The organism is Endozoicomonas sp. ALC020 (assembly GCF_049275935.1).
Classification (GTDB): Bacteria; Pseudomonadota; Gammaproteobacteria; order Pseudomonadales; family Endozoicomonadaceae; genus Endozoicomonas_A.
The window spans coordinates 5,803,005-5,827,074 of the sequence record NZ_CP184830.1 but is presented as its reverse complement, the minus strand read 5'-3'; the positions used below and the strand labels follow the sequence as shown (position 1 = coordinate 5,827,074).

Genomic DNA, 24,070 nt, shown 5'->3' with positions numbered 1-24,070 from the left:
ATAGGTGAGAATAAATGCCGGTCACAGTGCCACCCATATCAAATGGAGTTCAGGACTTTTTCTGACATTGTCCAGAAATCCCGATAATCCGGAAGCTGCATTTGAACAGTACCTGAGCAGTAACCCGGCACAACCTTTACAAGCAGAAGACTATCCTCATTATGCAAAACAAGAATTCATTTTAAGTCCTAAACAATTACTTAGTGTGTCTTTTTTCCCAGGCTTCGTTCCCAACGGGACGAGCCACTCCGGGGGAAGCAGTCAGGCTCAAAAGCAAATGACAAACCTTAGTGAAACCCCACCTGCCGACACCCAATTTAAAAAAGACTATGGTCGTCAAAATCGGGGCAGCCGTGATGGTGGAGGGAGTGGGGGAGACGATGGTTCAGGTTGATCACCAAACAGTGGGTTATGTCAAGTTTGTAAAAAACCGGTACCAGCTTTCAATAACTGCAAAGAATGTCTGGATCGTGAACCCAGTGTAGCTGAGCAGGAACTGACTAAAGAACTGCCTTCTGTAATAAGACAAGATAGAAAAACAGCTGTGTCAGGAACAAAAAATGCTGACACATCAGCAATCCATGTATTTCAATGGTTCAGAACTTTAAAATTAAAGGATAGGCAGAGAGGAAATTGCTTTCACGAAAATGATTGCTATAAACTTCCACAACTTTATAATCTTTTAACTCAAAGTTTTATGTCAGATAAAAATACGCTTAGTAAGTTTCATTCGCATTGGGCTAGGTTCTTAAATTACAGTATGTCGATTTACGAGCTTATTTCAGAAGTCGGTAGATTGGCAAAATTAAAGGGAATTGAAGATTATGTTGAGGTAACAAGGGCAGTTAAAGTACTTGCTTTTTATAGGGATGAGTTTGAGAACGAAACTAGTTTTAATAAATTCGGAAACGACTTGCTGAACTGCCTAACGAGTAATAATATTATTGCCTCTGATGACTAAGAACAAGTTTTTTATTCAGGGCTGGATCGACAAAAGAAAGTAGCGTTAATTAAATTTCTTTATTGTAGCAGAACAGGAACTCCTGAATATTGGTTCTAAACTTGACATCGATTGGCAAAAATTTGCAAAAAATACGGGTGTTCTCAGTGACGATCAACTAAGAAGTATTAATGTTGATAACGCTAGATTTGATGATAAAGTAAAGGCAATGATGGAAAAATGGAAACGAATGAAAGGCTGGATTACCTTCAATGACTTACTGGATGTTCTTGCAGAAATCGAACGATATGATCTTATAACCGAACTAATAGATCGTTATCATCTTTAACACTATAGACTTTATACCTGGTTCCTGAGAGAAGTAAAATGGGTATCCCTATATTTGACTAATCGACTTGATATAATAATCTTTTCCTGCTTCCGATTTTTACCGCTTTATCAGGAAATCCCATTACTCGAACTCGTAGCAGCCTATTTTAACTGATTCAGCTACTGCCTGAGCGCTCAACCAACAACACCTACCCCGCAAGGCTTGGGTGGGGTTTATTAAAAATTCTGGTTTGATCTTCATTGGCAACAGGTGTTCCACATTCACGTCTTTTTCCGGGGCCGACAGAGTTGTCAACATAGTGACAGAAGAGTGATGCGACGTTTATAGTAACTTGGCTGCGAATTTTAAAGGTTTTTTCGATAGATATCAGAACAGGTGAGAAAAAATAAAACAACTTCAAATTTAAGGTCTATTGTTATCCCTGCTTAATAAAATTTGTAGGCAAACCCAATTATGAAAACGGCAAGGCTTCTCGCTATGACACGCCTGTTTCTTTTATTCATCCTGTCTGTCATTTTACCATTTGCTGGTCACAGTTTTGCTTATAGTAACCTGGTGCGCTGGCCAGATTGGGGGAGTTCTTCCAAAGACATTGTGAAGCGGGGCGAGGTATCAGGGATAATTAACAAACTGTCGTTTATCGGGAGCAATCCGCCCCTTCTTCTTACTTATCATCGCAAGATGCTTGAAGAGAGCGGTCAAACAGTTTCTGAACTGGAGAACAATCAGCTTTATATTATCCTCGATAGCCAACCGGGCGACCTGTTTAATTTTTGTTTCAGGACGCCCCCCGCATCTTCGACTGGAAATTTTCCCTTCCCTCCTGTAATTAAGAAGACTGTATCTCATCAGGGTATGACGGATATACAAAATGGAAGAATGAGACGGGTCGAATCGGCACCAGACAGTGGTTTCCGGCAGCATGAGTACTCGGCCAGATGGCGTTTACCGGCAGGTAATCAGTCTTTGGTTCTGGCCATTGAAGACAATGATAATGGGTGGGTTATAGAACCGGAATGTAGCGGTATTTTTTCAGAAAGCGCTGCTTTTAAGTCGTCATCGGGCAGCAGCACATTCGATAGCAAAAAAGCATCATTTGTCGATATTTTTTACCTTAATAAACAGGCTGTAAAACATGGGCCTGATATTCCTGAAGGCAGCAGCCGTTTCAGTGGGCCTTTTGCGATACCCGGAGCCTATGATACTGCTGATAACAGCGAGCCATACATAAGCTCTGGCGGTGGCAGTTTTGGTGGTGGCGATAATTTAGACGATTTATTCAAGAAAAAGCCAGGAAATGGGATGGCTCCTCTTTACTCTTTCGAAGTAACGAGTGAGCCATTCAGTAGAATGATCCTGATGCCTGTTCCTGGCGCAGTCGGCCAGACCGCAAAAAAACAGATTTGGGATAACCGGATTGTGCTCAAAATCAAGCAGGGTTGGAATGAGCAGGCGATCATTATTTCGCAGGAACTTTGGAATAAGATAAGGGGTGCAAATCTTGAAAGGAGTTCAGGGCTTTTTCTGGCGTTGTCCAGAAATCCTGATAATCCTGAAGCTGCATTTTATCATTACCTGAGCAGTCACCCAGCACAGCCTTTGCAGGCAGAAGACTATCGTCGTTATGCACAGCAAGAGTTCATTTTAAGTCCCAAACAATTACGCAGCGTGACCGTTTTTCCGGGTACTGTTCCTACAGGGATAGGCCATTCTGGAGGAACCGGAACCAGTCAGGCTGAAAATCAAAAGGGTGACGTTAATAGGACTCCGCCTACCAATACGCAGTTTCAAAGTGGCGATGGTCATCAAGATCAAGGCAGCAGAGGTGGAAGTGGGAGTGGAGGAGACGATGGGTCAGATGGATCACCAGACAGTGGGTTATGCCAAAATTGTAATAAACCGGTACTGGCTTTCGATAAATGCAAAGAATGTCTGGATCGTGAATCCAGTGTACTTGAGCAGGATCCGATTGAAGAACTGCTTCCTGCAATAAGACAATATGAGGGAAAGCCTGTGTCAGGAGCCAGTGTTGTTGAGCTGGTATCGACTGGAGAACTGCTTCCTGCAATAAGTCAAAATAGGGAAGTACCTGTATCAGGAACAAAAGATGCTGATACTTCAGCAATCCAGGTATTTGAATGGTTCAAAATGTTGGAATCAAATGAAAGTCAGAGAGAAGATTGTTTTCGCATTAATGATTACTATAAGTTCCCAGAGCTTTATAGACTTTTAACTCAAAGTTTTATGTCAGATAAAAATACGCTACGTAAATTTCATTCGAAATGGGTTAAGTTTTTAAATGGCAGTCTATCTCTTTATCACCTTATTTCAGATGTGGGGGAATTGGCAAAATCTCAGGGAATTGAAGATTATGTTGAAGTGGCAAAAATTGTTAAAGCACTTGCTGTTTACAGGGATGACTTTGAGAACGAAATCGGTTTGAAACAATTCAGAAACGAATTGCTGAACTACTTAACGAGAAATGATTTTTTCGCTTCTGATGACCCAGGTAAAGTTTTTTATCCAGGATTAGGTCGCCAGGAAAAAGCAGAGTTAATTAATAATATTTATCAGATATTTGAAAAAACGAGTCGACCTCTACAGAGTGAAAGATTTCCATCGAGATTTACAACAATATCAATGTTAAATAAATTTGCCAGAGATGTTTATGCTAAGTATGGTTTTGGTCTTCCGGATCTGGAAATGGAATATGAGGACACACCAGGAATTCTTATGTGGGGCTGTGGGAGTAGTGGTGAATATTCTTTTATTACTCCATATAACAAAGATTTTATAAGTGGAATCATTAGTCAATCACTTCATATGCTGGCATTAGGAGTTACTGCCAATGAATATTTGGATTTTGGTGCTGTTGAAGCTATGATTACCGCCTTTGTTCTTATAGGATCAATGCACGGACAACGTTTAAATGATATGTTCCCTGAATATGCCAGTTTTACGAAAGATTTACCCAGTGAGCAACTTGAGCTTTTAAGCGCTTTTAGCATTAAAGCCCATGAAGCGCTTGTTAAGGTTCTGGAACAGGCTGGATCAGAAAAAAAAGACAAATTTATACGTAGTATGTTTATGATCTTTGGTATGGTTCCTGAGAAGCTATCGGATGAGCTGTTAGATGAATCATTGGATCCCGAACCTGTTCCGTTAACGCAAGCCGCTGCACATGCAGACGCATATCCACAGGATCATGAATCAGAAATAAGCGCGCTACAGCCTCTAACCTTGAATTCTGATACAGCGGAAATCCTGGATGTGTGTTCCAGACTCGATATCGATTGTTCCTCATTTGTCAAAAAAAGCACACCACAGTCTGTAACTTTGGACTCTACCGTAGCCAAGAGGAACTCTTGAATATTGGTTTTAAAATAGGTATTGATTGGCAAAAATTTGCCAGAAATACCGGTGTTCTTAATGAAAAACATATAATAGAGATTGATAAAGCTAACGTTGGGTTTGATGATAAGGCAGGGGCAATGATGGAAAAATGGAAAAGCATGAAATTTCGGATTACCTTCAATGACTTGCTGGATGTTTTTGCACTAATCGGACGATTTGATCTTATAACCGAGGTAGTAGATCGTTATCATTTGTGAAATTGTTGACTTTTTATCCGGCTGGCTCCCCAAGAGAACTAAAATGGCTATCCCTGTATTTGGCTAATCGACCGGATATAATAATCTTCTTCTGCTTCCGATTTTTACTGCTGTAGCAGGAGATCCCATTACTCGAACCCGCAGCAGCCTGATTTGACTGATTCAGGTACTGCCTGAGCTGTCAAGCAACAACATTGATTTTGTTAGTTTAGGGGCAAAGTGATGGCGACGTTTAATAGTAGTTTGGCTGCTAATTTTAAAGGTTTTTTCGAGAAATATCAGAAAAGATGGGAATAGATAAAACAACTTCAAATTTAGGGTCTATTGTTATCCCTCCTCAATAAAATTTGTAGGCAAAACTCATTATGAAAACGGCAAGGATTTTCGCTATGACTCGCTTGTTTCTGTTGTTCATTCTGTCTTTTATTTTGCCACTTGCAGGTCACAGTTCTGCTTATACCAGCCTGTTGACTTGGCCAGATTGGGGGAGTTCTCCCAAAGACACTGAGAAGTGGGGTGAGGCATCAGGAGAGATTAACAAACTGTCGTTTATAGGGAGCAATCCGCCCCTCCTTCTTACTTATGATCGCAAGACGCTTGAAGAGAGCGGTAAAACAGTTTCTGAACTGGAGAAAAATCAGCTTTACATCATCCTCGATAGCCAACCGGGTGACCTGTTTAATTTTTGTTTCAGGACGCCTCCTGCATTATCGACAGGAAATTTTCCCTCCCCTCCTGTCATTAAAAAACCTCTAACGGGTCAGGGTATGATGGATATACAAAATGGGAGAATGAGACGGGTCGAATCGGCACAAGACAGTGGTTTCCGGCAGCATGAGTACTCGGCCAGATGGCGTTTACCGGCAGGTAATCAGTCTTTGGTTCTGGCCATCGAAGACAATGGTAATGGATGGGTTATTGAACCGGAATGTAGCGGTATTCTTTCAGAAAACGCTGCTTTAAAGTCGTCATCGGGCAGCAACGCATCTGATAGCAAAAAAGCATCATTTGTCGATATTTTTTACCGTAATAAACAACCTGTACAAAATGGGCCTGGTAAGCCTGATGGCAGCAGCCGTTTCAGTGGGCCTTTTGCAATACCCGGAACCTCTGAGACTGCGGATAACAGCGAGCCTTACATAAGCTCTGGTGGTGGCGGTTTTGGTGGTGGCGATGATTTAGGTGATTTATTCAAGAAAAAGCCAGGAAATGGGATGGCTCCCCTTTACTCTTTTGAATTAACGAGTCAGCCGGTCAGTAGAATGATCCTGGTGCCTGTCGCCGGCGGGCAGACCGTAAAAAAACAAATTTGGGATACCCGGATTGTGCTCAAAATCAAACGGGGTTGGAATGAGCAGGTGATTATTATTTCGCAGGAACTTTGGAATAAGATAAGGGGTGCAAATCTTGAAAGGAGTTCAGGGCTTTTTCTGGCATTGTCCAAAAATCCCGATAATCCGGAAGCTGCATTTGAGCATTTCCTGAGCAGTCAACCGGCACAGCCGTTACAAACGGAAGACTATCGTCGTTATGCACAGCACGAGTTTATTTTAAGTCCCAAACAATTACGCAGCGTGACCGTTTTTCCGGGCCATGTCCCCACCGGGATCAGCCACTCCGGGGGAAGCAGTGAGGCTGAAAAACAAATGGCCGACCTTAGTGAAACCCAACCTGCCAATACCCGGTTTAAACAAGACAATGGTCGTGAAAGTCAAGGTAGCCGAGGTGGAAATGGGAGTGGGGGCGACGATGGGTCAGGTGGATCTTCAAACAATGGGTTATGCCAAAATTGTAATAAACCGGTATTAGCTTTCAATAAATGTAAAGAATGTCTGGATCGTGAGTCTTGTGTACTTGAGCAGGAACCGGCTAAAAAACGGCTTCCTTTAGTAGGAAGAGTTAGGAAAATACGAGCGTCAGGAATCAAAGTGGTAGAACAGGAGGCGACTGAAGAACAGCCTCTTGCCACTAGACAAGATAGAGAAATACCGGTGTCAGGAACAAAAGATGCTGATACTTCAGCACTCGAGGTATTCCAATGGTTCAAAAATTTGAAATTAAATGAAAGGCGCAGAGCAAATCTTTTTCACACTAATGATCACTATATTTTCCCAGAAATTTATAACCTTTTAACTCATAGTTTTTTTTCAGACAAAAAAACTCTTAGTGATTTTCATTCGAAATGGATTCGTTTTGTAAAGAACAACTTGTCACTTTATGATCTTATTTCAGATGTTGGTGAGTTGGCAACATCGCAGGGAGTTGAAGAGCATCTCGAGGTGACGAGAATTATTATAGCGCTTGCATTATATAGAAATGTATATATAGACGAAGTAGCGCTGGTGCGATTCAAAAACGAATTGCTGAACAGCCTGGTGGATAATAATCTTTTGATATCTGATGACTCAGACCAAGTTTTTTATTCAGGGTTAGTTCGCGAAAAGAAAGTGGTGCTAATTAATTCTATTTATCAGCTTTTTAAAAAGACGGGGCGTCTACTACAAGAACAAACTGTTCCGTCGGGATTTAAAACAATAGAAATGTTAAATAAATTAGCCAGAGATGTTTATGCTAAGTATATTTTTGGTTTTCCGGTTATTGATGGCCGAGGGTTTGACATTATTATGTGGGGCTATGCGAGCCAAGGTCAATATTCTTTTATTACTCCATCTAACAAAAATAATTTGCTTGAAATGCCTGATCATCAAACACTTCAGGGACTAGCATTAAATGTTTCTGGCGATGGATCATCAAAATGTGAAGATGTTAGGGGTATGTTTACTGCTTTAGTTCTTATAAGATCAATGTTATCGTATCGTTTAAGTGGTATATTTCCTGAACATAGTCTTTTGGCTGAAGAGCTACCCAGTAAAGAACTTGAGCTTTTGATAGATTTTACCCTTAAAGCCAGAGAAAAGCTTGTTGAGGCATTGGAGCTTAGTGAGCCAGAAGAAAGAGACGAATTCATTCGTAGTATGTTTTTGATCTTTGGTATGGTACCCAAAGAATTATCTGATCTATTGTCTTGGGAAGTTAATCACGAATTTTTTCCGTTAACGCAAGCCGCTGAGTATGTATCGAAACATCCGCGGTATCATCCATTTAAAACAGGCACTCCACAGGCGGTAATTATGAAAGCTCCTTTACCACTGGGAGAATTGCTGAATATTGGTCTTAAACTAGGCAAAGATTGGAAGAATTTTGCCAGACAAACGGGTGTTTTTAGTAATCACAACCTAAGGAGTATTGATGATGATATCGATGAAGATGATGGAAAGGCAATGGAAATGCTGGAACGATGGAAAAAAAGGAAAGTTGGACTTACCTTTAAAGACTTACTGCTTGTTCTTGAAAAAATAAAACGAAATGATCTTAAGCGCGAAGTAATGGATCGTTATGGTCTTTGAAACTATTGGCTTTTCAGCTTGTTCCCATGCTTTTTGGCTCTGTAGCTCGTAGCGTGGGAACGAGTTGTTGTAGTTTTGTGACAGTCTTCAGAACACGGGGTTAAACGGCATATCTGATAAAGAATCTGAATGTTTTTGTCAGGATTTCTTGCGAAGATGTTAGTAAGAATATTGAACAAATATCAAAACTGAGACTCTAAAATAGTCTGAGATGTAAGAGTTAGAGGGTTCTACATTGTACTCAAACATAAATATGGAGGCTAGTGGCTCCTTTGCTGCTACAAATAATTGTCCAAATAACCAGGCAAAAGAGCCGGTAACGTATCAGGGTCATACCCTAGTCAGTGTGGAGCCTGTAGTCGGCTCTGATTTACCAGGGGTGAGTGCCTGTCAGCAAACCTCCATCAGGTTAAGAAAATACACCGCTTATGATCATCCTTTAAGTCATGTCTTTAAACATATTCAAGATGTTATTTCAAAAAAATATGGAATCACTGTTGGAATCAATAAAGACAGGCTTGTTTATGATTTAACTAAAAAAATCAATGAAGAACAGGATCGGCTTTTAGAATTTGGTGAATATCATTATTTAATCACAAGTGCCTTCAATGGTACGGATATCCCTGATTTAATCAGAGCTGAAAGGCTAATTCCTATTGTTCTGAAAGGTGATAGTAAAAGTCAATTCATTTTAGAGTTTAAGTGTTTTCCTGGGGCCTACGTGCATACTCTTTATGGAGAAGAGACGCCACTTAAAACACTATCTATTATGCCCTTTTATAATCCTGAAGCATTAAACGATGTTGATAGTTCTATGTTAAGGCTGGATATGTTTGATGTGGGGTTCATAGATGGCTCGCCACGATACATTTTTACTACAGGCATTTACCCCTGCATTTGTGTTGCTTTTTTTGATAAATCTCTAAATAAGGTGCTACTTTGTCACTTTGCTGGTACAGATTTTTTATCTGAAAAACTATCAGAAATTTTTGATTTTTGCGATCAGCAGAAAATGAAAAGCCTTGAATGCCATATTGTTGGTGGAGAATGTGAGTTTCTAGGTCAGAAATACGGTTTTTTAGATTTAATTGACTTTATATCCGCAAAAGGTGTTCCCATAAAACAGATGTTTGTTGGTGATAGTAAAGACCGTCCAAAATCGGTAGTTATAGACACCAGGGATATGAGTTTGTATGGGCTTCCTTTTAGTGATCTTGCTTTTCCTGCAAGCAGCCAAGACATGTATGTATCGAAAAAGAAACTTAGGCGTATAGCAAAGATGCCTCTCATAACGAAGAATCATAGCCTTTCATTATTAACGGCTGGTCTGGATGCCTGATTTAAACTGAAACGAGTGGAAAGGGCAGCCTTCGTGACACAGTATGTTCAAAGACTGGAGGATATTGTCGGCCTTTCTTGCAATGTTGTTAGTAATAAAAGTGAACGATTCTCGAAATAAAGTCTCTAAAATAACTGAGTGATTTAAGATTGAGGAATTATATATGGACCCAAGAACAGGCTTGCATGAAAGCTGTGTGTTTGCTTCCATAGATCACACTTCAAACAACCAAATTAAAGAGCAGGGAAATAATAAGGGGCATACTGTTTTGAGTGTTATGCCTCTGGTTTCGTCTGGTTCCTATGGGATGAGTGCCTGTCAGCAAACTCCTATCAGTTTAAGAAAATACACCGCTTATGATCATCCTGGGAAACAAGTCTTTAAACACATACAAGATGTTTTTTTAGAAAAAACCGGAATCCCTGTTGTCGTCAATAAAGGAAGGCTTGCTTTTGATTTAACTGAAAAAATCATTGATGATCAGGGTGGCTTTTTTACATGCTTAGGGTGTCATGCTAAATTAGGACATCTATTTGATGGCACAGATATCCCTGATTTAATTAGATCTGAAAGACTAATTCCTGTTGTTCAGAAAGGTGATAGTGAAAATCAAATGCTTTTAGAGTTTAAGCATTTTCCTACTGCCTATGTCCATACTCTATATGGAGAAGAGACGACTCTTAAAACACTACCAATTGCACCTTTTTATAATTCTCAAGCTTTAAATGACGTTAATACTTCGATGCTGAGGGTAGATGCGTTTGAAGTGGGGTTTAGCGATGGCTCACCACGATACATTTTTACTACAGGTCTTTACCCCTGCATTTGTATCGCTTTTTTTGATAAATCTCAAAATAAAGTGGTACTTTGTCACTTTGGTGGAACAAGTATTTCACCCAAAAATCTATCAGAGATCTTTGATTTTTGTGATGAGCAAAAAATGAAAAGCCTTGAGTGTCACATTGTAGGCGGTCAATATAATTATCTAGGTCAGAAAAACGGTTTTTTAACTTTGATAGATTATATATCTTCAAAAGACATACCCATAAACCAGATGTTTGTAGGAGATACCAAAGATCGCCCAAAATCTATAGTCATAGATACCAGAGACATGAGCTTGTATAAGCTTCCTTTTTGTGAACTTGATTTTCCAGTAAGCCACTATGAAATGGATTCAACAAAGGAAAAGTTCAGGCATATGGCAACGATGCGTCTCATAACAAAAAAACACAGTCTTTTATTATTGACAGCTGGTTTGGATTCCTGAAGTGAATTGAAACTGAAACAAGTCAAAAGGGCACCCTTAGTGGCACGCTAAGGATAAAAAACTGGAGGTGTAACTATGTCAGACATTGTTGCAAAGTTGTTCGTAATGAGCGTGAACGACTGCCGAAATCAAGTCGCTCAAGTAGCTGAGTAGTTTAAGGAATTGTATTATGGACCCAAAAGTAGGCCTGGATGCAGACCTTGTTTTTACTTCTATAAAACACACTTCAAATAACCAGTTAAAAGAACAGGTAACACATCAGGGGTATTCTGTTGCGAGTGTCGAGCCTGTAATCTCCCATGGCGATCAGGGGATGAGGGGTTATCAACAAACACCTGTCAGTTTAAGAAAATACTCTGCTGATGATGATCGTAGAAGTCATCTATTCAAAAAGATTCACGATATTGTTTCAGGAAAAAAAGGAATTACTGTTAGCATGAATAAAGATAGGCTTATTTTTGATTTGACTAAAAGAAATAATGTGAATCAGGACAACTATTTTAAAGATGGTGAATATCACGCTTTAATCGGAAATGCATTCGAAGGTACAGATATCCCTGATATAATCAGAGCGGAAAGGCTGATTCCTATTGCTCGGAAAGGCTATAAGGAGAAACAATTAACTGTAGAGTTCAAGGTTGCTCCTGAGGCCTACGTCCATACTTTGTATGGTCAGGAAGTGCTACTTGAAACGAAGCCTTTTACCCCTTTTTATAATCCCCGGGCATTAAGGGATGCTGATACCTCTATGTTAAGAGTCAATATGGATGAATTGGGGTTCACAGATGGTTCGCCACGATATATATTTACCACGGCTCTCGCTCCCTGCATTTGTCTTGCTCTTTTTGACGGGTCTCAAAGTAAAGTGCTACTTGGTCATTTTGGGGCTGCTGATTTTTCATATGAAAAGCTGTCAGATATTTACAAGTTTTGTGATCAACAACAAATGAGAAGCCTCGAGTGTCATATTGTCGGTGGCTGGTATCAATATTTAGGTATGGAAAACGGTTTTTTGAGCTTGATCGATTTTGTATCTTCAAAAGGTATTCCCATAAAACAGTTGTTTGTCGGTGACACCCCAGATCGTCCAATGTCCGTAGTTGTAGATACTAAGGATATGAGTCTGTACGGGCTTCCTTTCAAAAGCCTGGACTTTCCGACAAGTATTGTAGAAAGGTTCAGAGCAAAGAAAGAACTCAAGCGCTTAGCCAAATTGTTTCTCCTGACAAAAGATCATAGCCTTTCACTATACACATCTGGTTTGGATGCCTGATGCGAGTTAAAAGTGAAGTGCGAAATAAGGACATTGATACAGAGTAAAGAAGCTCCGGCCTGTTTAACGGAGCTTTTCAAACGTTGCGCGGTCAGTCGTGAAGGTGTTCCGCTGCGTAAAGTGTGTTTTCCAGCAGAGTGGCCACGGTCATCGGGCCCACACCGCCTGGTACAGGCGTGATCCAACTGGCTCTCTGCTGTGCCGTTTCGAACTCGATATCACCTACCAGTCGACCGTCGTCCATACGGTTAATGCCGATGTCGATGACTATTGCACCTTCTTTAACCCATTCACCTTTGACCAGTCCTGGTTTGCCAACGGCAACCACCAGAATCTCGGCTCCGCCTACAACCTCTTTGAGGTCGTGGGTAAAGCGATGAGCTGTTGTTGTTGTGCAGCCTGCCAACAGTAATTCCATGGTCATGGGGCGGCCAACGATGTTGGATGCGCCAACGATCACTGCATTTTTGCCGCGAATGGCTTCACCGGTACTCTCTAGCAGGGTCATAACACCTTTTGGTGTGCAGGGGCGCAGCATTGGGATGCGTTGAACCAGACGGCCAATATTATAAGGGTGGAAACCATCTACGTCTTTGTCAGGACGAATGCGTTCTAATACAGGGTCGCAGTTGATGTGCTCTGGCAGTGGCAGCTGAACCAGGATGCCATCAATGGCCGGGTCCTCATTCAGCTGGTCAATAAGGCCCAAAAGGTCTGCTTCGCTGGTAGAAGCAGGCAGGTCATGAGAAACAGAGTGAAAGCCAACACGTTCACAGTCACTTCTTTTTTTGCCTACGTATACCTGGGAGGCAGGGTCGTCACCCAGCAGAACGACAGCAAGACCCGGTACCCTGAGTCCCTGTACAATCCGTTGTTTGACGCGTTCAGCAATGGAATCTTTCAGTTTTTCGGCAATGGCCTTGCCGTCAATGATTCTAGCGGTCATGGTTCTTGGTGGATGCCTGTTAAGCGGACGAGTTGCCCATTTTATCATGGAAGTTCTTTATTGTTCATGAATTGAATAGGTCGAAGATACCTATAGCTATTAGATGGAGTTCTCCTGGAGTGCCGAATGACCCGGGTGATTGTTTTGGGCTGAAAAAATGAACGTTTCGAGTCTGGTCAGTCTGGTACTCCTGTGTTAGATTGTTTGCCGTTGGAAGCAAGGCGGAGCTCAAGTCCGGCGACTCGTTGATGGCTCAGATGATTGAATTAAATCGACGTTGACGAGACACTCTCTTCTGGGTAATATTCGCCGCGCTGCAACGATCAGCACATTGGATTAACAGAAAGTTATCCATGACTCGGGGTATAGCGCAGTCTGGTAGCGCGCCTGCTTTGGGAGCAGGATGTCGGGAGTTCGAATCTCTCTACCCCGACCAGATTAATCACTGGTTAAAATGTTCTTAATGTTTAGACGAGTGATGACTTATGATGCGCCCGTAGCTCAGCTGGATAGAGCATCCGCCTTCTAAGCGGATGGTCGCAGGTTCGAATCCTGCCGGGCGCGCCATAATTAACTGTCTCGAAGAGTCGGTTATTGCTGGTGGGCGTAGCTCAGTTGGTAGAGCCCCGGATTGTGATTCCGGTGGTCGTGGGTTCGAACCCCATCGTCCACCCCAGTATGAAAAAAGGGTTTAAGCCCGATATTTGGTTTGTCAAGAGTTAAGCAGCATCAGTAAAGTGCTGTAAGCGGATGTGGTGGAATTGGTAGACACGCTGGATTTAGGTTCCAGTGCCGTGAGGCGTGAGAGTTCGAGTCTCTCCATCCGCACCAGTGAACGATACGGGGATAAGCTTGCTTATCCCCGTTTTTGTATTGGAGAAATAGCCTGTTTGAGCCGGGCATTCTCTCTGCAACTAGTCCGCAGTCCCAGCTCGCTGGTGAGGCGTGAGAGGGGCAGGGGTCTGTTTGTATGATCCGGGGTGCAACCTATAAGTACTTTTGCTAGTCTATGCGCCTTTGTTCCATACGTACTGCAACTCAGGTTTTATTGAGGAACGCAAATGCAAGTCTCCGTAGAAACGACTTCCGGTCTGGAGCGTCGCCTGACAATTACAATCCCAGCCGACAAGATCGATGGGGAAGTCAACAAGCGACTGCAGGATCTGTCTCGTCGTGTTCGCCTGGATGGTTTCCGTCCCGGCAAAGTGCCTATGAAGGTCGTTAAGCGTCGCTATGGCCTGGGTGCACGTCAGGAAGTGCTCGGTGAGCAGATGCAACAGGCGTTTGTAGAAGCGATAACCCAGGAAAATTTGAATCCTGCAGGTGCGCCCCGTGTTGAACCCAAGAATGACGAAGAAGGCAAGGATTTTGAATTCGTAGCCATCTTCGAGGTTTATCCGGAGATTGTAGTGGGTGACTTCGCAGGTGTTGAAGTTGAGCGCCCGGTCGCTGAAGTTTGCGATGCTGATATCGATGAAATGGTAGAAACTCTGCGTGCTCAGAGCAAAACCTTTGAAGATGTAGAGCGTGCTGCTGAACTGGGTGACCAGATCGTATTTGATTACGTGGGTTCCTTTGCTTCAGGAGAGAAAGACGGTGAAGAGTTTGACGGCGGCAAGGCTGAGAATGCCACTCTGGAGCTGGGCTCTGGTCAGATGATTCCGGGCTTTGAAGACGGTCTGGTTGGTGTTTCAGTCGGTGAAGAGAAGACGCTGGAACTGACCTTCCCGGAAGACTACCACGCTGAAGAGCTGAAAGGGCAAGCCGTTAAGTTTGCCTGCAAAGTGCACCAGGTGCAGGCTGCCACTCTGCCAGAACTTGATGAGGCATTCTTTGAGCGTTTCGGCGTAGCTGGGGGTGGCGAAGAAGCTTTCCGCACTGAAGTTCGCAAGAATATGGAGCGTGAACTGCGTCAGGCTATAAAGAGCAAGGTTAAGAATCAGGTAATGGACGGTCTGCTGACTACTCACGAGATTGAGGTTCCTTCGCCACTGGTAACTCAGGAAATCGACCGCATGCGTGAACAGGCTGTTCAACGCTTTGGTGGTGCTCAGGGTGGTTTCGATCCCAGGCAGTTGCCTGCTGAACTGTTTGAAAAAGATGCCAGGAAGCGTGTAGCTCTGGGTCTGCTGATTGGTGAAATCGTCAAGCAGCGCGAAATCAAGGTTGATGACGATCGCGTTCGCGCCATGATTGAAGAAATGGCCTCTGCTTACCAGACACCACAGCAGGTTATCGACTGGTACTACAGCAACGAAGAGCAGCTCTCTGAAGTGAAGTATGTTGTTCTGGAAGAGCAGGTAGTAGATACTGTTCTGGAAGCAGCCAAGGTTTCTGATAGCGAATGCAGCTACCAGGATGCAATCAAGCCAGCTGCTCCTGCTGAAGAAGCCGAAGCTTCCGAAGAACAGCTGGCCTGATCAGGGCGTCGTCTAAGGTTTTGACGCGCGCTGCCGTATTAACGCCTTGTGTGCGTCGATAATGTTAGTCACTGTATCACTACAGTGGTTAAACCATGACACGTTTCGCGACCCGCTCTATGCGGGTCGTTCCTCTTCGACTTGGCAAGGAGTTAAGACAGGACATGTCCAGACTGATCGAAACGCAATCCGTGGCAATCACCAATTCCGGCCTGGTTCCAATTGTCGTTGAGCAGTCCGCCAGAGGTGAGCGTTCTTACGACATATACTCAAGGCTACTCAAGGAAAGAGTTATCTTCCTGGTGGGTCAGGTTGAGGATCACATGGCCAATCTGGTTGTGGCTCAGCTACTGTTTCTTGAGTCAGAGAATCCAGACAAGGATATCCATCTCTATATCAATTCTCCGGGTGGGTCGGTTACTGCCGGTATGTCTATTTACGACACCATGCAGTTTATTAAACCGGATGTTTCAACCATGTGTATCGGGCAGGCCTGTAGCATGGGCTCACTGCTTCTGGCGGCAGGTGCTAACGGAAAACGTTATGCACTGCCTCACTCCAGAGTGATGATTCATCAGCCGCTGGGTGGTTTTCAGGGACAGGCGTCTGATATTGCTATTCACGCCCAGGAAATCATGACCATCAAGGAACGTTTGAATCATGTGCTGGCCAAGCATACCGGGCAGCCCATGGAAGTGGTTGAGAAAGATACTGACCGTGATAACTTTATGAGTGCCGAACAGGCAATGGAATACGGCCTGATTGACAAGGTTCTGAGTAGTCGCATTCCGACTGACAAGTAAAAGCGTGGAGTTTGAACGAAAATAGCCTCGAGCTGTCTATTCTTGTTCAGACTCCCGAGTACCATCTGGCAGAAACAGATTAAAATCAGGCAAAGGTGGACAGTGAGTGCTTTTGTGGAGGCAGTCTCAGTATTGGTAACAGATTGCCCCAATGTGACGGAGTAAATTGAATCCATGACAGTTTCTGCCTGAGGCATGAAAAATAGGTCTGACTAACCTCTCGTAGACCATTTTTCTGTAATTTCTCCTGTTTGACACTTGAAAATACGTCCCAATGCCTGCATCTTGTTTTTATGGCAGGTGTTGTTCCTCCAACAGGTAATCGAATGACCGACGAAACTAGCGGCAAGGGTGAAGATAACGGCAAGTTGCTGTACTGCTCTTTCTGCGGAAAAAGTCAGCATGAGGTGCGCAAGCTCATTGCCGGCCCTTCCGTATTTATTTGCGATGAGTGTGTTGATCTGTGCAACGACATCATCCGTGAAGAAATTCAGGACAGTGAAACAGAGACTTCCTCTGACAAGCTGCCGACACCCCGGGAAATCAAGGATATTCTCGACGAATATGTGATCGGTCAACCGCGCGCTAAGAAAGTGTTGTCGGTTGCTGTATACAACCACTACAAGCGCCTGCGATATGGCGATAAGAAAAAAGATGATGTAGAGCTGGGCAAGAGTAATATCATGCTGCTCGGGCCTACCGGCAGTGGTAAGACATTGCTGGCCGAGACACTGGCAAGGCTGCTAAATGTGCCCTTTACTATTGCCGATGCCACCACTCTGACCGAAGCAGGTTATGTGGGTGAAGATGTTGAAAATATCATTCAGAAGCTGCTACAGAAGTGTGACTACGATGTAGAGAAGGCCCAGGTGGGCATTGTTTATATTGATGAAATTGACAAGATTTCCAGAAAGTCTGACAACCCCTCAATTACCCGTGATGTATCCGGTGAAGGTGTTCAGCAAGCCCTGCTCAAGTTGATTGAAGGTACCGTTGCTTCCGTTCCGCCACAAGGTGGTCGCAAGCATCCTCAGCAGGAGTTTCTGCAGGTAGATACCTCCAATATCCTGTTTATCTGTGGTGGTGCCTTTGCCGGTCTGGATAAAGTGATTCGGGACCGCACTGATAAAGGTGGTATTGGTTTCTCGGCGGAAGTGAAGAGCAAGGATAGCAAGAAGGATCTGAGTGAAATCTTTAAAGAGGTTGAACCGGAAGATCTGGTTAAGTTTGGTCTGATTCCGGAGTTTATTGGTCGTCTGCCAGTGATTGCCACGCTGGAAGAACTGGATGAAGCTGCTCTGGTTCAGATTCTGACCGAACCAAAAAATGCTCTGACCAAGCAGTATTCAAAGCTCTTCGAAATGGAAGATGTCGATGTCGACTTCCGTGAAGACGCTCTGCGTGCAGTGGCTAAGAAAGCTATGGAACGAAAGACGGGTGCCCGTGGTCTAAGGTCCATTCTCGAAGGTGTTTTGCTGGACTCCATGTACGACATACCGTCAGAGAGGACGGTTTCCAAAGTGGTCATTGACGCTTCCGTGATTGAAGGCAAGTCTGAACCGCTGATGATTTATGAAAACACTGGAGCACAGATGGCAGCATCTGACGACAGTTGACTATAAGTTCGCATTTTTACAGAACCGGGAACCCTGTCAAATGGCAGGGTTTCTTTTTCCCGGGAGCAAATCCACAACCGACCAAAATAGCGGGATTCTGGTAAAACGCTTATTGCTTTATTTTTTCAGTGTTGGATTACATAGGCCCAGCTCTGATGGGGATGACAGAAAAATACAAGAGATACATTGCTCTTGACAGACTTCAAAAACTGTTACATTAACGAATTGGGTCAGCGTTATTGTGGTACTAAGGTCTATAAATTTTACTTGCCGGGTGGGTAGAGAGTCTTGTAAAAAATCAGATCAGTGGCTGTATAGAGAATTGATCCAAAGAAGTTGCGAAGATAAGCTTCTCAATCATGAAAATCTACCACAGTTGGAAGCAATAAACACTATTGTAATTTCCGCAAAAAAGAAGCATCTTAAACCTTAAGCCAACGGTGCTGCACGTTTACAGGATGTTGCCCGTTGTGAGCCGTTCCGGAACATTATAATACCGGAGTCATGTAAGTAGAAATGCCGTAAGGGGACTGAGTCATGGATAAAAACGATACTTTGCATCTGTCAGAGCCCTTTGAGCTGCCATTGCTGCCTCTCAGGGATGTGGTGGTGTATCCGCACATGGTGATACCGCTTTTTGTCGGGCGTGAGAAATCCATACAGGCCCTTGACCTTGCCATGGAGCAAGATAAGAAGATTCTTTTGGTGGCCCAGAAAAATGCCCAGGTCGATGATCCGGTCGTAGACGATATTTTTCAGGTGGGCACACTTGCCAGCATTTTACAGCTTCTAAAGTTACCCGATGGTACCGTCAAAGTTTTGGTTGAAGGTGAGGGCCGTGTCACTATCAATCGTTTGGATGAAAGTAATGATTATGTTACGGCGGAAGTTCAGGAATTCATTGAGCAGGAAGTCAGTGAGCGCGAGTCGGAAGTTCTGACCCGGTCATTAATGTCCCAGTTTGAACAGTATGTTCAACTGAGCAAGAAAGTGCCTTCTGATGTACTGACGTCCCTGACAGGAATCAATGTGCCCTCCAAGCTGGTTGACACTGTCGCCGCTCACATGCCCATGAAGATTGAGGACAAGCAGAAAGTGCTTGAAGTCGAAGATTTGGGTGAGCGGCTGGAATACCTGATCGGTATTATGCAGGGTGAGCTGGATTTTCTGCAGGTTGAAAAGAAGATTCGTGGCCGTGTCAAAAAACAGATGGAGCGCAGTCAGCGTGAGTACTATCTGAATGAGCAGATGAAGGCTATCCAGAAAGAATTGGGTGATATGGATGAGACGCCTAATGAGTTGGAAGAGCTGAAACAGAAGATTGATGATGCAGGTATGCCTGTCGAGGCGAAAGAGAAGGCCATAGCAGAGCTCAGCAAGCTCAAGATGATGTCGCCAATGTCCGCTGAAGCGACTGTGGTCCGTGGTTATATCGACTGGATGATTGCTGTACCCTGGAAAAAGCGCAGCAAAGTTCGTCATGACATGAGGCGTGCTCAGGATATTCTTGAAGCAGAACACTATGGTCTGGAAGAGGTGAAGGAGCGTATTCTGGAATACCTGGCAGTACAGAAACGTGTTCGCAAGATAAAAGGTCCTGTTCTGTGTCTGGTGGGACCTCCCGGTGTTGGTAAAACCTCTTTGGGCGAGTCGATTGCCAGGGCTACTAATCGTAAGTTTGTTCGTATGGCTCTCGGTGGTGTTCGTGATGAAGCGGAGATCCGTGGCCACAGAAGAACCTATATTGGTTCCATGCCCGGCAAGCTGATACAGAAAATGGCCAAGTCCGAAGTGCGTAACCCGCTTTTCCTGTTGGATGAAATTGACAAGATGGGTTCTGATATGAGAGGCGATCCTTCTTCAGCTTTGTTGGAGGTGCTGGATCCCGAGCAGAACAACTCATTCAACGATCACTATCTGGAAGTGGACTATGACCTCTCTGATGTCATGTTTGTTTGTACCTCCAACTCCATGGATATCCCGGCACCACTGCTGGATCGTATGGAAGTGATCCGGATTCCGGGTTACACCGAAGATGAAAAAGTGAATATTGCCCAGCGTTATCTCGTCACCAAGCAGATCAAGAACAGTGGTCTCAAGGCTGGTGAGCTGGAGTTTGAGGAAGACGCCATACGTGATGTCATCCGTTACTTCACTCGGGAAGCAGGCGTCCGGGGGCTGGAAAGGGAAATTGCCAAAATTTGCCGTAAGGCGGTTAAGGATGAAGCACTTTCTGCTCAAGAGCGTTACGATACAGTGACCCCTGAATCACTGGAATATTTCCTGGGGGTTCGCAAGTTCAGCTTTGGTAAGGCGGAAGATCAGGATCAGGTGGGTCAGGTAACCGGACTGGCCTGGACCCAGGTTGGCGGTGAGCTGCTGACTATTGAGTCAATGGCGGTGCCTGGGAAAGGGCAGATTACCAAGACGGGTTCTCTTGGGGATGTTATGCAGGAGTCTATCCAGGCTGCCCTGACTGTCGTTCGTAGCAGAGCCCATTCACTGGGAATTCCTCAGGATTTCCACCAGAAGAATGATCTGCACATTCACGTTCCTGAGGGAGCTACGCCCAAGGATGGTCCAAGTGCCGGTATCGGCATGTGCACAGCTCTGGTTTCTGTACTGACTGATATTCCAGTCAAGGCCGATGTTGCCATGACCGGGGAAATTACTCTGAGAGGGCAGGTGCTGGCCATTGGTGGTTTGAAAGAGAAGCTTTTGGCGGCACATCGAGGTGGTATCAAGACGGTCGTTATTCCGGAAGAGAATCGCCGGGATCTGAAAGAGATTCCGGAGAATATCAAGGAAGACCTTACGATCGTGCCGGTGAAGTGGATTGATGAAGTGCTGGAGATTGCCTTGCAGTATATGCCAACTGCTGACAATGAAGAGCCTATTAAGGATCTTGAAACCGAGGCTGCATCTGGTAGGAGACGTTTAATCAAGACCCATTGAGCATACTGATCCTATTAAAACAACAGGCTGGTACAAGAGTACTGGCCTTTTTTTTGGAGTTAGTGCGCAGAGGCAGTATTGGCGGTTGTTGCCGCTGTTGACAGTTCCCATAAGGCATTGGTATAAACAGCGTCTGCTGTTAAGTAGGCTCTTGTGGGTTTTAGGAGCCTGAGAATTATCCGTTTCGGATACAATCTGCAACTCGTTTGATGCTGTTTCGCTTTTTTGCCCTGTTCAATTCTTTCAGATGGAAAGTCAGAGGGTATTTCGAAGTCGTTGTGGCCGTTCTGTAATAAACGGGGAGCTGTTGTTAACTGTTTGATTGGAACATACGATCAGATTAGGCAGAAAACGGCAGAAATTACCGGGTAACCTGCGCTATCGCTTGAGTTTTCAGCTAAAATCACGCAGCATAGCAAAGCACCCGTCAGGTATGGTATCTGGGGCAGTCAGACTGTCTTCAGTACCAACAAGCTATTTTTGGTTATAGCTATTTTTGGCTATAAAAGCATCGTACAAAGAAGGGGAATAGAGTGAACAAGTCCGAGCTGATTGAAGCAATTGCGGCATCTGCTGACCTTCCCAAGGCTGCCGCTGGTCGTGCCCTGGACGCCATGATTAACTCTGTCACCAATGCACTTAAAGATGGTGAACAGGTCGTCCTGGTTGGTTTTGGTACATTCGCTGTTAAAGAGCGTGCGGCTCGAACTGGCCGTAACCCTCAAACCGGTGAGCCTATTGAGATTGCTGCTTCCAAGATCCCTAGCTTCAAGGCTGGTAAAGCTCTCAAGGATGCGGTTAACAGCTGATAGCGCGCCTGGGATGAAGTCCTGAGACTTCAACAAACCACAAAGGAACTGTGGCAAGAATCTGCAGTTGTTTTCAAAAAGGCTGTTAATTTTTTGCTGCTTTCCGAAAAGGCGCATCTTAAGATGCGCTTTTTTTGTTGGTGAAGCCTGAAATTCTGAAACTCCGTTTTACGGGTCAGGGGATAAAGGTCATACCAGCAGCACCTGACACTACGTCTCAAGAGCTCATTCTCAAGAGCTTACAGAGAGGTAAGTGATGTCATCGTAACAGGGCTCGAACATCAGGTTCGTGTCTCTATGAATATAAAGCTAAAGCGAGCCCGGAACCTGAGGTTAGTATGCTCCAATCAATGAGGGATAAGGCAAAGAGCTGGGTAACATTTGTTGTTGTCGGCATCATTGCTTTTATGATGGCGATTACCGGCCTGGAAACACTGGCGCCGAATCCTAATAATCCTAACGTTGCTAGCGTTAACGGTGAAGATATCACCCGTGCCCAGTTGACACAGTCGCTGGAGCAACAGAGAAGAATGCTTATTCAGCAGATGGGTGATCAGTTTGATCCATCCCTGATTGATGAAAAACAGCTCAGGGAGTCTGTTCTTCAATCTCTGATTGATCGCAGTCTGCTGCTGCAGGAAGCCAAAAATGGTGGTATGGGTTTAGGTCAGAAAGAACTGGATGCCATGATCGTTCGTATGCCTGAATTTCAACAGGACGGTAAATTCGACCAGGATCGCTTCATGATGATGGTCCGCAGTTTGGGTATGTCTCCAGCTCAGTTCCGTGTGCTTTTGAGTGACGAAACAGTTTTGCAGCAAATTCAGGCCGGTGTTGCAGGTTCCGAGTTTGTCACCCAGTCAGAGATTAACAGGCTGACTGCCCTGGAAAGCCAGAAGCGTGAGATAACCTGGCTGACACTGGATGTTGCAAAAGTTCGCGACAGTATTGAACCGACTGAAGATCAGGTTAAATCCTACTACCAAGCCCACCGTGATCAGTACATGACATCAGAGCAGGTTGAGATCAGTTTCGTAGAAATGGACAGGGCTTCCATGGTTGAGGATCTTGAAGTCGATGAGCAGGCTGTCAAAGATGAATACCAGCGTCGACTCCAGGACATCGAAGAGAATGCCGCTGATACACAAACAGTGTCCACTATTTTGATTCAGACCGGTGATCAGCGCTCACTGGAAGAAGCTCGTAAAATTGCTGCAGAAGTAGAGTCCAGGCTGAAGGCGGGTGAAGCTTTTGCCAGGCTGGCAGAAGAGTACTCGGACGATCCCGTAACCTCTGCCAAAGGCGGTGATATGGGGCAGGTTCAACCAGGCATCTTTGGTGATACTTTTGATGAAACGGTGGCCTCTCTTGAGCCAGGACAGGTTTCCAGGCCAGTTGAAACTGACTTTGGAGTCCAGATCATCAAATTAACTTCTCGCGAGAAGCCCGTCATTCCGAGCTTTGATGAACTGAAAGATGAAATTGCTACCGGGCTTAAGGCTCAGGAAGCCGAAACCATTTATCTGGAAAAAACCCGTAAGCTGGCGGATATCAGCTTCGAAGCATCTGATCTGGCCCAACCGGCAGAACAGCTGGGCCTGACCATCCAGACGGCAGGTCCTTTTACTCGCCAGGGTGGAAGCACCGATGTAACTTCAAACGCTAAAGTTATTGCAGCTGCCTTCAGTGATGATGTGCTTGAACTGGGTGCCAACAGTGAACTGATTGAGCTGTCTCCAGAAAAGGCCATGGTTCTTAGAGTTAAAAAGCACCTTAAACCAGAATTGCGTCCGATGGCTGAAGTGCAGGACAGCATTGTACAGGCTCTCAAGATTGAAGAAGCACGAGAGCAGCTGGTCAAGAGGGCAGAAGCTCTGCAGGCAAAACTGGTGGCCGGCGACACGGTTAAGCAGGTAGCTGAATCTGAGGGTCTGAACTGGACTGAGGCCAAGACGATTGCCAGAAGAGAGCAGGGCGTTCCTCAACCCCTTCTGATTGAATCTTTCAAAATGCCTCATCCTGAAGACGGGAAGTCGAGCTATGCTTCAGTCGAATTGTCCAATGGTGATATCGCTGTTGTTGCCCTTAGTAAAGTAGTTGAAGGTAAGCCACTCGAGGCAGATACCGCCAGTAATCGAATGATGGCGAGCTACATCGCTAACGGTAATGGACGTAACCTCTTTACCGAGTACCTCAAGAGCCTGAAGGAAACCGCAAAGGTTAAGATCACTAAACAAGAAGAGTGATCTCAGGTTAACCCAATCCGAATGGCAGCCATAAACCCCGGTTTTTATCGGGGTTTATTTTTTTCTGGCCGATTACGGCACGCAGC

14 protein-coding genes, 4 tRNA genes and 1 pseudogene are annotated in these 24,070 nt (G+C 44.5%); 18 read left to right on the top strand and 1 reads right to left on the bottom strand.

All coding sequences use genetic code 11. The annotated features are described in order from the left end of the window. Positions 1-67 precede the first annotated feature (67 nt). The 8 genes from ACOJUO_RS21360 (at position 68) to ACOJUO_RS21325 (ending at position 12,189) form a co-directional block, all read left to right on the top strand. Positions 68-394 (top strand): hypothetical protein, encoded by a 327-nt coding sequence (locus ACOJUO_RS21360; protein WP_422138091.1) that lies wholly within the window; start codon positions 68-70, stop codon positions 392-394. Positions 395-544: 150 nt separating this feature from the next. Next, positions 545-961: a hypothetical protein gene (locus ACOJUO_RS21355; RefSeq protein ID WP_422138090.1), complete on the top strand. Its 417-nt coding sequence runs from the start codon at positions 545-547 to the stop codon at positions 959-961. 808 nt (positions 962-1,769) lie between these two features. Further along, entirely contained in the window at positions 1,770-4,661 is a 2,892-nt protein-coding gene (locus ACOJUO_RS21350; RefSeq protein WP_422138089.1) for a hypothetical protein, read from the top strand. Further along, a complete protein-coding gene (locus ACOJUO_RS21345; protein WP_422138088.1) occupies positions 4,658-4,903 on the top strand; it encodes a death domain-containing protein in 246 nt (81 codons plus the stop codon). The genes ACOJUO_RS21350 and ACOJUO_RS21345 overlap by 4 nt, the downstream gene beginning before the upstream one ends. A 389-nt stretch (positions 4,904-5,292) precedes the next feature. Further along, positions 5,293-8,310 (top strand): hypothetical protein, encoded by a 3,018-nt coding sequence (locus tag ACOJUO_RS21340; RefSeq protein ID WP_422138087.1) that lies wholly within the window; start codon positions 5,293-5,295, stop codon positions 8,308-8,310. A gap of 235 nt (positions 8,311-8,545) precedes the next feature. Further along, positions 8,546-9,649, top strand: coding sequence for a hypothetical protein (locus tag ACOJUO_RS21335; RefSeq protein ID WP_422133932.1), 1,104 nt, complete (start codon positions 8,546-8,548; stop codon positions 9,647-9,649). Between the two features lie 163 nt (positions 9,650-9,812). Continuing rightward, the gene (locus ACOJUO_RS21330) at positions 9,813-10,916 is read left to right on the top strand and encodes a hypothetical protein (RefSeq protein WP_422138086.1); all 1,104 of its coding nucleotides are present in this window, start codon (positions 9,813-9,815) and stop codon (positions 10,914-10,916) included. 169 nt (positions 10,917-11,085) lie between these two features. Beyond that, a complete protein-coding gene (locus tag ACOJUO_RS21325; protein WP_422138085.1) occupies positions 11,086-12,189 on the top strand; it encodes a hypothetical protein in 1,104 nt (367 codons plus the stop codon). A 91-nt stretch (positions 12,190-12,280) separates the two neighbouring features. On the opposite strand, the gene folD is transcribed toward ACOJUO_RS21325, so the two are convergent. Beyond that, positions 12,281-13,135: a bifunctional methylenetetrahydrofolate dehydrogenase/methenyltetrahydrofolate cyclohydrolase FolD gene (gene folD / locus ACOJUO_RS21320; RefSeq protein WP_422133929.1), complete on the bottom strand. Its 855-nt coding sequence runs from the start codon at positions 13,133-13,135 to the stop codon at positions 12,281-12,283. A 359-nt stretch (positions 13,136-13,494) separates the two neighbouring features. Here folD and ACOJUO_RS21315 point away from each other — a divergent pair. From ACOJUO_RS21315 to ACOJUO_RS21270, 10 genes and pseudogenes are all read left to right on the top strand, one after another. Beyond that, a tRNA-Pro gene (locus ACOJUO_RS21315) sits at positions 13,495-13,571 on the top strand. A 54-nt stretch (positions 13,572-13,625) separates the two neighbouring features. Then, positions 13,626-13,702, top strand: a tRNA-Arg gene (locus ACOJUO_RS21310). A 33-nt stretch (positions 13,703-13,735) separates the two neighbouring features. Beyond that, positions 13,736-13,811: transfer RNA gene (locus ACOJUO_RS21305), tRNA-His, on the top strand. Positions 13,812-13,881: 70 nt separating this feature from the next. Further along, positions 13,882-13,966: transfer RNA gene (locus ACOJUO_RS21300), tRNA-Leu, on the top strand. Positions 13,967-14,196: 230 nt separating this feature from the next. Further along, complete coding sequence (gene tig, locus ACOJUO_RS21295; protein WP_422138084.1) at positions 14,197-15,555, top strand: trigger factor; 1,359 nt, start codon at positions 14,197-14,199, stop codon at positions 15,553-15,555. A gap of 164 nt (positions 15,556-15,719) precedes the next feature. Beyond that, entirely contained in the window at positions 15,720-16,358 is a 639-nt protein-coding gene (clpP, locus tag ACOJUO_RS21290) for an ATP-dependent Clp endopeptidase proteolytic subunit ClpP (RefSeq protein WP_422133927.1), read from the top strand. Between the two features lie 326 nt (positions 16,359-16,684). Continuing rightward, positions 16,685-17,974, top strand: coding sequence for an ATP-dependent Clp protease ATP-binding subunit ClpX (clpX, locus tag ACOJUO_RS21285; RefSeq protein WP_422133926.1), 1,290 nt, complete (start codon positions 16,685-16,687; stop codon positions 17,972-17,974). A 561-nt stretch (positions 17,975-18,535) separates the two neighbouring features. After that, positions 18,536-20,929: an endopeptidase La gene (gene lon, locus ACOJUO_RS21280; RefSeq protein ID WP_422137112.1), complete on the top strand. Its 2,394-nt coding sequence runs from the start codon at positions 18,536-18,538 to the stop codon at positions 20,927-20,929. A 530-nt stretch (positions 20,930-21,459) separates the two neighbouring features. Beyond that, a pseudogene (locus tag ACOJUO_RS21275) lies at positions 21,460-21,738 on the top strand (HU family DNA-binding protein); the annotation flags it as partial. Between the two features lie 338 nt (positions 21,739-22,076). Next, positions 22,077-23,984, top strand: a complete 1,908-nt coding sequence (locus ACOJUO_RS21270) for a SurA N-terminal domain-containing protein (protein ID WP_422138083.1) — start codon at positions 22,077-22,079, stop codon at positions 23,982-23,984. Positions 23,985-24,070 lie beyond the last annotated feature (86 nt).